Source organism: Nocardia sp. NPDC049190 (assembly GCF_040648115.1).
Classification (GTDB): domain Bacteria; phylum Actinomycetota; class Actinomycetes; order Mycobacteriales; family Mycobacteriaceae; genus Nocardia.
Genome location: NZ_JBEZDE010000081.1, coordinates 1 through 10,389, shown reverse-complemented (window position 1 = coordinate 10,389; position 10,389 = coordinate 1). Strand labels below are relative to the sequence as shown.

Here is a 10,389-nt window from a genome sequence, read left to right as displayed (position 1 = left end):
CTGCGGTGAGTACATCATCGGCACGAGCGGAGATCCTTCCATCGAACGGATTGGAATCTCACAACTCAGCGGACAGAACCCCGAGACAGCCCAGCTTCAGGTTTCAGACCAGCGCCGGTCGGCGTGGCGATAGTTGAGCGTAGTGGTCGGCCTCGTACTCGGCCGGGGTGAGGTAGTCGAGCCGGGAATGCAGGCGGGCGTTGTTGTACCAGTCGCACCATTCCATCAGCGCGTACTCGACATCGGATAGGGTGGCCGCGGGTTGCGCATCCGTAAACCCGTACCTGTTTCGCCACAGCCCCTGCCCGACCATGGTATGCCCACCCAGCCGGCGAAGACGACCACGACCGGACAACGATATCGCGCGGACACCACGCGGACCAGCACGCCCACAGCGACGAAAGACACCGTAAACGCTGGCATCCACTCCGCTCCCGCATCGCGCGCGACCGACCGGTGGAAGCGTTACGACCGTTTGGGGTGACCATGGTCCTGCTGACGCGGGCAAGATGCCTCTCACCTACGAGCGCCCTTACGAGCAGGCTCTTCGTTATGAAACAGGAGAAGCATCGTATCGCGGTCGTGTACGCGACCGAGCAGGGCTCGACCCGTGACATCGCCGAATTCATCAGCACCGACTTGGCGGGACGCGACGCGATCGTCGAGTTCGCCGATATCGACCATGCCCCCGATCTGTCCCGCTTCGACACTGTCGTACTGGGCAGTGCCATACACGACAGGGATTTCCTACCCTCCGCCGTCGACTACGTGCACATGCACCGCCGCGAACTCGACGACCGGGATGTCTGGCTGTTCAGCGTGGGGCTCGGCCCGGCTCTGCGTGGGCCGGTCGGTCGCCGCGTCGGTCGGATCGTCCCGAAGAGGATCGCCGCACTCCGTGATTCGATCGGTGCGCACGAATACTCCGCATTCGCAGGACATTACGAAGGGGAAGGTATCTCACTACGCGCCCGCCTCCGATACCGGCTGCTGGGTGGTCCTCACTATGGAGATCTCCGCGACTGGGATGCGATCCGCGCGTGGACCGACACCATCGCACGCAGTCTCGGACTGCCGCGGGCACGCTACACCACGATCCACCCGTGAAAGGCGCTGATGATACGTCAGACGTTCCCGCTCGGCCGGATTGCCGGTATCCGTATCGGTGCACACTGGTCTGTGCTGGTGACGGTCGCACTATTCACCTGGATTCTCCGTTCCTATCTGTCTGCAACGGCGTCCACGGCGGCGGTGTGGGCCACGGCGTTCGGTGGCGCCGTCCTGTTATGTGCGGCGCTGCTGGCGCATGAGCTGGCACATTCGATCGTCGCCCGACGTGCTGGGGTCCGCGTCGAGCAAGTCGTGCTGTGGCTGCTCGGCGGGGTTTCCGAACTCACCGAAGAGCCGCGGGACGCGCGGGCCGATCTCAGGATCGCTTTGGCGGGGCCGCTGACGAGCCTCGCGCTCGCCGTGGTCGCGTTCGGTGCCGCCGTCGGCGCCGCAGCGGTGGACCCGAGTGGGCCGATCACTCATGCGCTGGTATGGCTGGCCGTCATGAACGCCATCCTGGGAGTGTTCAATCTGTTGCCCGGTGCACCGCTGGACGGTGGCCGGGTGGTGCGCGCAGCGATCTGGTGGCGGACCGGTGACCGGCTGCGGGCAGCGACCTCGGCCGCGCGCAGCGGACAAATCCTCGGCACCATGTTGCTGTTGATCGGCGTCGCGGAATTGATCGTCTTCGGCTATCTCGCAGGACTGTGGCTGATGCTGCTCGGCTGGTTCCTGCAATCGGCGGCACACACCGAACTCACCGTCGCCGGACTACGTCATCGACTCGGCGACAGCAAGGTTCGCGAGCTGATGACACCGCGTCCAATGGCGGTTCCGGTGGAATGGTCGATCACCGAGCTGCTGCATTCGGACGCGGTGGGCAGTGGACATCGCGTGTTCCCGGTCGTCGACGACGCCGGCCATCCGGTCGCGGTCGTGGCATGGTCCGACCTCGCCGCGGTCGCCGAAGCGTCACGCCCGACCACCACGGTCGGCACCGCCGCCCGCGCCTTACCCACCGGAGCCCTCGCCCGAGAGGACGAACCACTCGGCGATGTCGCGTCCCGGGTGATATTGCGCCCGAACTCGGACGCGATCGCCGTCGTCGACGAAACCGGCCGTCTGACCGGCTTGATCACCCCGACCGATTTGGCCCTCGCCTGTGACCGCTCCGCTCTCGGCTTGCCGCCCGGAAGCGGGAGGCACTCGCCCCAATCTGCTTCGACAATCGACAAGAGGAGCTTCTCATGACATCGGCACCAGCCATCCGGGACGAACCTCAGCCGATCTTCCGCGACCGGCGCGAAGCCGGTCGTGTCCTCGCCGGACTGCTGGAGCACTATCGTGGCGATCCGGACGTGATCGTACTCGGACTTGCCCGCGGCGGTGTTCCGGTCGCCTGGGAGGTGGCCGCCGCCCTCCGCGCGCCCCTGGACACACTCGTTGTGCGCAAACTCGGTCTCCCGGGCAATCCGGAGTTCGCGATCGGCGCGCTGGCCGGAGGCGGCCGAATCGTGCTGAACGACGACATGATTCGGGGAATGCGTCTCACCGCGGAACAAGTGCGCAGCATCGCCGGCACCGAAGCGCGCGAGTTGACGCGCCGGGAGGTGGCCTATCGCGATGGCCGCCCACCCCTGGATGTCGCGGGTCGCACCGTTATTCTCGTCGATGATGGATTGGCGACCGGCGCGAGCATGTTCGCCGCCGTCGATGCGATCGGAGCGAGCCAGCCGAAACGGATAGTGGTCGCCGTCCCAGCTGCCCCGGAATCCACGTGCCGTGAATTCGAGGCGCTCGTCGACGAAATGGTGTGCGCGACCATGCCGTCACCGTTCCTCGCGGTCGGCAACTCGTTCTGGAATTTCGCCCAGGTCAGCGATGATCAGGTCCGGGAACTGCTCGCGACCTCCACGGCCGACGCCACCATCGCGGTGACCGACCCGGTCGCGGTGCTGCGTGACGTAGCGATCGAGGCGCCCGCGGGCGTACCGCCCCAACACGTCCTGGAGGATTTCATCGGCGATGCCCGGTTCGTGCTGATCGGCGAGAGTTCACACGGCACCGAGGAGTTCTACGCCGCGCGGGCCGCCATCACCCGCTGGCTGATCATGGAGAAGGGGTTCGCCGCGGTGGCGGCCGAAGCGGATTGGCCCGACGCCCATCGCGTCGATCGATACGTCCGCGGTCTGGGCACCGACGAATCGGCCGCCTCCGCATTGCACGGTTTCGAGCGGTTCCCATCCTGGATGTGGCGCAATACCGTGGTCTGGGAGTTCGTCTCGTGGCTGCGCCTGTACAACGACGAACAGCGCAGCGCAGGCGGCGCGCTCGCCGGGTTCTACGGGCTCGATCTCTACAGCATGCACCGCTCCATGCGGCAGGTGATCACCTACCTGGAGACGGTGGACCCTGACGCGGCCGAACGAGCCAGACGACGCTACAGCTGTTTCGACCGCACCTCCGAAAACGACGGCCAAACCTACGGTTTCGCCGCGGCGTTCGGTGCCGGGGAGTCCTGCCAGGCCGAGGTGGTCGGTCAGCTCGTCGACCTGCAACGCACAGCCGCCGAACACATCGACGTGCGAGACGGTGAGGCACACTTCGACGTACTGCGCAACGCCTGGGCGGTCCGTAATGCCGAGGCGTACTACCGTGCCATGTTCGGCGACCGAGTGTCGTCGTGGAATCTGCGTGACGAGCACATGGCCGACACTCTCGATGCTCTCGCGGCACACCTCGACCGTCCCCGCGCCCCGGCAAGGATCGTTGTATGGGCGCACAACTCCCACATCGGAGACGCCCGCGCGACCGAAATGGCCGCCGACGGTCAGCTCTCGCTCGGGCAGTTGGTGCGCGAACGACACGAAAACAACTGCCGTACCATCGGATTCACGACCAGCCGCGGCACGGTCACAGCGGCCAGCGAATGGGACGGTCCCGCCGAGCACAAACTTGTGCGCGTGTCCTTGCCCAGCAGCGTCGAGGAACTGCTGCACGATACCGGAATCCCCTCGTTCATGATCCGCACGGACCTACCTGGCGAAGCTGTCGACATCCTCCGCAGTCCGCGCCTCGAAAGGGCTATCGGGGTGATCTACCAACCCCGCACAGAACGCCACAGCCACTACTTCCACACTCGCCTCGCCGACCGCTACGACGCCGTCATCCACGTCGACAACACCACCGCTCTCCAGCCACTCGACCCCGGTACACACTGGGTACCCGGCGTCACCCCCGAGACATACCCCACTGGGCTCTGAGGCCTCCGATAGACCGGAGAACCACCGGCGGCCGATGACGAGAAGCCGACTGTAGTGTGCTCGAACCTACGGTGCGGACCAGTCACTGTCGGATATGGCGGACCTCGCCGTATCGTGGCCGGGGTTGCGTCCAATAGCGTGGTGTAGCGGCTCAACCAGCCGGGACAGGCCCGGCGTGTCGTAGCCGGGAAGTGGGCGGTCATCGCGTGATCCTCAAGTACCTACCAAAGTTCTTGAAGGAAGAAAGTTCTCACGTGATGACCTCTGTCCAGCCTATCGACCCGAGCAAGCTGCTGTCGGACCAACTCGCTGGCGCGAGCCCTGATCTGCTGCGCAACCTGTTGTCCACGTTCGTCCAGACGATCATGAGCGCCGAGGCCGACGCACTGTGCGGCGCCGGTTACGGCGAACGCTCCGATGAGCGGGTCAACCATCGCAACGGCTACCGCCACCGCGACTTCGACACCCGCGTCGGCGCCATCGACCTGGCCATCCCGAAGCTGCGCCAAGGCAGCTACTTCCCGGACTGGCCGCTCGAGCACCGCAAGCGCGCCGAACGCGCCCTCACTTCGGTGGTGGCGACCTGCTACCTGCTGGGAGTATCGACCCGTCGGATGGACAAACTCGTCGAGTCGTTGGGCGTGACGAAGCTGTCCAAGTCGCAGGTGTCGATCATGGCCGCCGAGCTCGACGCCCAGGTGGAGGCGTTTCGAACCCGGCCGCGCGACGCCGGTCCGTACACGTTCGTCGCTGCCGACGCCCTGGTGTTGAAGGTCCGCGAGCAGGGCCGCGTGGTGAACGTGCATGCCCTGATCGCCACCGGTGTCAACGCCGACGGCTATCGCGAAATCCTCCGCATCCAGGTCACCAGCGGCGAGGACGGAGCCGGTTGGTTGGCGTTCTTCCGCGAATCTGGTCGCCCGCGGTCTGTCCGGGGTTCAGCTGGTCACCAGCGACGCCCACGCGGGCCTGGTGGCCGCGGATCGGGGCGACCCTGCCCGGCGCGTCCTGGCAGCGATGCAGAACGCACTACACCGTCAACTTGATGGCGGTCACCCCGAAGGCGTCGTGGCCGTGGGTGCGAACTCTGCTGCACTCCGTGTTCGACCAGGCGACACCAGAAACCGTTGCTGTTCAATATGATCGGATGCTGGACGCGTTGGCCGAGAAACTGCCGAAGGTGCACGACCATCTCGATGCCGCTCGCGCCGATCTTCTCGCCTTTCACCGCGTTCCCCGAACAAATCTGGAAACAAATTTGGAGCAACAATCCGCAGGAACGTCTGAACAAGGAAATCCATAGGCGCACAGACGTCGTCGGGATCTTCCCCGACCGCCAGGCCATCATCCGCCTTGTTGGGGCCGTGCTCGCCGAGCAACACGACGAATGGATCGAAGGCCGTCGCTACCTCGGCCTGGACGTCCTGGCCCGCTCACGCGGCATCACCGAACCCACCGACGAACAGGAGACCACCCCCGCAGCACTCACCACATAACTCAGCAGAGGATCACGCGGCGACCGCCGCTACACCACTCCGCTGGACTTGACCGATCGAAGAACATCATCGATACCCCGGTCTCGACGATGTCCTCGGCGAGGTAGATCTTCTCCTGGCCGCCCACCCTGCCGGGTTGGGCCGAACCCGTAGGGTCGCAGAAGCATTGCCGCCCTTGCGGAACCGGTACAGAAGCGCCGGCCTCCATCACTCTGACCTTCGTTCACTGCGGCATATGACCCGGCAGCTCTGTGCATCGACGGATCGTAGGCATTTTCCCCATGCCCGTAGGCATTTCCCCCATGTCGCCCCGTGATGGCGATGTGGGATGTTTCAGCTGTGGTTGATGGTCGACATTATGAAACTCGCGTGGTGATCGCGTTAATTTTCGCCGTAGCACCAACAATCGCTGAGTATTCCACCTAGCCGTCGAGCTCGATGTGACCCGATCGCGAATCGGTCACCACTGGCGTACCGAAAACGGTCGGTAGGGAGGCCATCGACGGTGGCCGCCAATAGAGGTCACGGAATCAATCGGTAACTGGAACGCGGCGCAGCTATCGGCATTTTCCGTCCTGGACCGCATAACCGCCATTGCGCGGATAACCACACGGGACAGACCTACGACAAGTTTCAGGACAGAGAGGATCACGCTCGATGACGACAAGAAGCCAAGATCCGAACAGCGCGACTACACAGCACTCTGCGGCCATGCCAACGCCGCTGGACCAGCTCCTTTCAGAGGGCTGTGCGGTCGTCGCGATCGGCCCGGGAGGGGCCGCTGCGCTGAGTACGCTATACAACGAGGCGACAGAGTTCTTTCGGGCCGACGAGGCAATGAAGCTGCGGTTCGGCGTGCCGGACCGGACCAATGGCTATCGGCCGTTCGGCTACGCCCACGCGGGCGATCCAGAGAATCCGGATCTCAATGACTCGTTCCTGTACTGGAAGCATCGCCGCAACATACCGAACTGCACGGAGATCACCCCTTTCCTCGACGCGCTGGAGAACTACCGAGCGATCGCTGCGGGAATCACCACTGCCATCATCCGAGATTTGAGTGAGCATTACGGCTATCAGCGCGCGCTTCCCTTCGAGACCGCTTCACACCTCCAGCTGAACTCGTTCGGCACTCCCGCGCGGAGAGAGCTTCTTCAGACACGCCACGAGGACGCGGTCCTGATGACAGTGATTTGGACCAGCGCACCAGGTCTCGAATGCGAGGTCGACGGTGTCATGCACCCGGTCCATTTTGCACCGGACGAGGTCAGGGTCATGGCCGGCAGCATTATGACCGTGATGACCGAGGGAGAGATCCAGCCTTGCTATCACCTCGCGCGCAATACCGGAAACGCAGACCGCAAGTCCGTGATGTATTTCGTCAACCCCGACGTCGACAGACCGGTCATGCCTTTTACCGGGAACGATGCGGGTACAGGCATCCGTGACATAGTGATGGGAAATCCGAATTCGCACTTCGGACTCTCGGACGACTTCGTTTCTCCCTGAGTCTGAATCTACCCGGCGGTCGGCATCTTTTGTGACGAACCGACAATTATCGATAAATGCAGATCTCCGCGGTGTCCGATTTCGAGAAGACAGCCTCTTCGAAGATAATCGGAGACGACGTCGGACTTCGCTGGAAACTGCGCATCAGAAGTCGGATACAAGGAGCGTCGATGATTTCCTGCCCGTATAGAAAGCCTCGACTCGGCTGCGTTACAAGTGGAAGCCACTGGAACGCTGTCGCGAGTGAATACGAGCAGCACAACGTCGCCTCCCCTTGGTGCCTGGAGGGGCATTCAAATGAGGTGAAATCGTTACCACTTCCCGTACGTCCGCCGGTTCTCGATACAGTGTGCCGGACCGGCGCCGGTCTGACGCCTATGGTCAGGATTGGAATGCAAGGCGACTATCGTGAATTCGATATCTCGCCGCACATGATCGAGGATTTCCAGTAGAACAAAAAATTTACAGTGCAGCCGCACGGCGATAAAATAACACCTGCTCTCGTGGGTATCGAATACGCCCACATCTACAGCGATCAGCAGTTCTCCAGGCAGCACGAACGCGGCATTGCGGAACTGCTTAAACTATCAGCTGGACCAGGTATCAAGAAGATAGTTCTGGTCGACGACTACAGTCCAGATCCGTCATCACAATGCCTTGATATTCGGGACTTTCTGCGCAACTTGTCCCGGAGAAATGCAGCGCCGGACGTAGCGGTATTCGAATCGGAGCTCGTGCCGTATTGCGAGGCGGTGTTGGAACTGATAGCAAATAAAAAACTGAAGAAGGGGTTATCCGACTACTATGGATCACGACTAAAGTATCCCTGTTCATTGTTCGTCGCGGCCTGGTATTTATTGCGGCTGGGGTTTTTTGGGACGCCGCGCTTCGAATGTATAACCGGTTCCTCGGAGCATCTCTACACCGATAAGATCGTCACGATATTGCCGGACAGCTATATGGTGCCCGAAGCGCGTGCTCTCGAAATTATAGAGTCTACCGGCGGCTCGACCTTGCTCGAGAACATAGAACATGTCTTCTTTGCGCATCAGGAGGAGAACTATAGCGATTTCGATGACTTCGACGCGCACGAGTACGTCGAGCGAAACTATGGATGCAAGATACGCTCGGAGGACCGGCAAATTATCGAGTTCGTCACCTCCGTCCTGAGCGATATGGGAATCGCACCCGATAGTCTGCAACGTGTCGCCGATGTAGGAGTGGGTCCGAACCTCTATCCGGCCATGCTGATCAGCTCGCTCATTTCGAATGGCGGTCGTCTCGAATTGATCGACATCGGGGCGAAGAACCTCGATTACCTGGAGCAGGTGCTGAACCGGACCGATGCGGAGCAGTTGCGCACCTGGAAGATCTATGAGGATCACATCCGAGAGCTCGGCCTTCCGGCTGGTCTGAAGAAACTTTCCATAGTTTCGTCGACCACGATGGGAAGCATTTACGAACTGGAGCCGAATCGATATGACGCAGTCTTGTCATTTTTCGTCGCCGATTCAATCACGGACATGCTCAGCGAATTTGTCGAAGCCACTGACAGCCTGATGAATTCCCTACAGCCGGACGGATTGTTCGTCGTGGCTCACATGGTGGGTTCCCATGGTTACTCCGCTGGTCACCGGACATTTTTCCCGGCAGTGAATCTGACCCTGGAGAAGATAGAGGAAATCTACACGAGGTACGGCAGTTTCCGAATCCGCATGGCAACATGTGGCAGCGGGGAGGCAGTGCGTGAAGGTTACGACGGCATGGTGGTCATCGTCGGTAAGAAGTTTGCCTGACTCGATCACACGAATCGGGGACGGCAGTGTCGATCCCGCCGAAGAATGAGCGCGAATGAATGCCTACCGAGAGATTCTGACGAACCGGACAGTGCTGAATATGCTGCTTTTGGGTCTGCTGGTCCGGATCTGCGTCAATTCCCAGTTTTTGCTGCTGATACTGCATGTGCGGGACACGTTGGACTATTCCTACGGTGATGCGGGCGAGCTGAGCGCCGTAATTTTCCTGTGTATCGCCTGCAGCGCACTACATCGCGGCCCCTGGATAGATCGCTTCGGGCTGCGGCGTACTATCGGACCATCGATTCTGGTCAATGCAGTCTGTTGGACTATCGCACCATTCTCCCCATTTTCACTATTGCTTTTTCTCGGGGCGTTGTCGGGATGGTTCGACATACCTGTAATGAATATCGTGAGACAGGCCATCGTCACCGCAACGACCGAACGCGGGCGGCGGGTAGGGCTCTCTGCGGACTCCTTGATGGTGGATGTGTCGTATTTGCTCGGGCCTCCGCTGTGTGTTGCGGCGGCGAATATCTGGGGCACGACGGCGGTGATATTCGTAATCCGATTGGTGGTCTTGGGTTGCGGGGTGGCACTGTGGTTGCAGAACCCGCCGGTGCGAACCGATCCACACCAAGTGCCACGGCCCGTCCCGCGAAGACGGTGGTTGCGCCCCGACTTCCTGGCGCCGTGCCTAGCATACGCCGCAGCGGTGGCCTTCCTTTCCGCCGAGGAATTGAGTGTCATCTCGGTCATAAACAATTCTGCTGCCGATGGACAGCTTGGACTGATATTGGCCATCGGTTCGGCCGGTGGGGTGGTCGGCGGGTACGCCTACGGCGCGATCTCCACAGCCGTCTCGCCGTATCTTCTGCTGCTATACCTCGGGATCGGTGTCTTGTCCTGCGTCCTTCTATCCGATCCATTTTCGCTGGCTGTCGCCATCTTTGTCGTCGGTACGCTCGCGGGGCTCATCTTCCCAGCCTGCACCGATCGAATGAATGCTGTGACATTCGAGGAGGCACGAGGTGAGGCGATCGGCTTCAATTTCGCCACGATGTGGTTCGGCCAGGCCCTGGGAAATCTTATGGTGAGTGAGGCCGTCGACATCGGCGGGTCGACGGGAGGATTTCTATTCTCCGCTGCCATCGGTATCGGTTCGGGAATCGTACTGGGGTGGATAGCGGCCCGTGCGGCTCCCACGCGCGGCTCGCCCGACTACATTGGTCGAATACCCATCGTCGCCACGACATGGCGGATGCTCGACATGCT

The 10,389-nt window shown here is 61.7% G+C and carries 7 protein-coding genes and 1 pseudogene; 7 read left to right on the top strand and 1 reads right to left on the bottom strand.

Annotation, left to right across the window (positions count from 1 at the left end):
• Positions 1–103: 103 nt before the first annotated feature.
• Positions 104–313, bottom strand: coding sequence for an integrase core domain-containing protein (locus AB0B25_RS31435; protein WP_357187310.1), 210 nt, complete (start codon positions 311–313; stop codon positions 104–106).
• A gap of 239 nt (positions 314–552) precedes the next feature.
• Here AB0B25_RS31435 and AB0B25_RS31430 point away from each other — a divergent pair, with 239 nt between their 5' ends.
• The 7 genes and pseudogenes from AB0B25_RS31430 to AB0B25_RS31400 form a co-directional block, all read left to right on the top strand.
• Positions 553–1,107 (top strand): flavodoxin domain-containing protein, encoded by a 555-nt coding sequence (locus AB0B25_RS31430; protein WP_357187308.1) that lies wholly within the window; start codon positions 553–555, stop codon positions 1,105–1,107.
• Positions 1,108–1,116: 9 nt separating this feature from the next.
• Positions 1,117–2,301 carry a site-2 protease family protein gene (locus AB0B25_RS31425; protein ID WP_357187305.1) on the top strand — a complete coding sequence of 395 codons (1,185 nt, stop codon included), beginning with the start codon at positions 1,117–1,119 and terminating at the stop codon, positions 2,299–2,301.
• Positions 2,298–4,313, top strand: coding sequence for an erythromycin esterase family protein (locus tag AB0B25_RS31420; protein WP_357187302.1), 2,016 nt, complete (start codon positions 2,298–2,300; stop codon positions 4,311–4,313). Before AB0B25_RS31425 ends, AB0B25_RS31420 begins: the two co-directional genes overlap by 4 nt.
• Before the next feature lie 257 nt (positions 4,314–4,570).
• Positions 4,571–5,809: pseudogene (locus AB0B25_RS31415) on the top strand (IS256 family transposase).
• Positions 5,810–6,520: 711 nt separating this feature from the next.
• A complete protein-coding gene (locus AB0B25_RS31410) occupies positions 6,521–7,318 on the top strand; it encodes a 2OG-Fe(II) oxygenase family protein (protein ID WP_357187299.1) in 798 nt (265 codons plus the stop codon).
• 503 nt (positions 7,319–7,821) lie between these two features.
• Positions 7,822–9,114: a hypothetical protein gene (locus AB0B25_RS31405; protein ID WP_357187296.1), complete on the top strand. Its 1,293-nt coding sequence runs from the start codon at positions 7,822–7,824 to the stop codon at positions 9,112–9,114.
• 55 nt (positions 9,115–9,169) lie between these two features.
• On the top strand, positions 9,170–10,389 hold a 1,220-nt coding region (locus tag AB0B25_RS31400; RefSeq protein ID WP_357187293.1), incomplete at its 3' end, for an MFS transporter.

Excerpts from the sequence above, each read along its gene's own strand:
- AB0B25_RS31435 (WP_357187310.1), bottom strand. The coding sequence starts at position 313 with ATGGTCGGGCAGGGGCTGTGGCGAAACAGGTACGGGTTTACGGATGCG.
- AB0B25_RS31425 (WP_357187305.1), top strand. The coding sequence starts at position 1,117 with ATGATACGTCAGACGTTCCCGCTCGGCCGGATTGCCGGTATCCGTATC.
- AB0B25_RS31410 (WP_357187299.1), top strand. The coding sequence starts at position 6,521 with ATGCCAACGCCGCTGGACCAGCTCCTTTCAGAGGGCTGTGCGGTCGTC.
- AB0B25_RS31420 (WP_357187302.1), top strand. The coding sequence starts at position 2,298 with ATGACATCGGCACCAGCCATCCGGGACGAACCTCAGCCGATCTTCCGC.
- AB0B25_RS31430 (WP_357187308.1), top strand. The coding sequence starts at position 553 with ATGAAACAGGAGAAGCATCGTATCGCGGTCGTGTACGCGACCGAGCAG.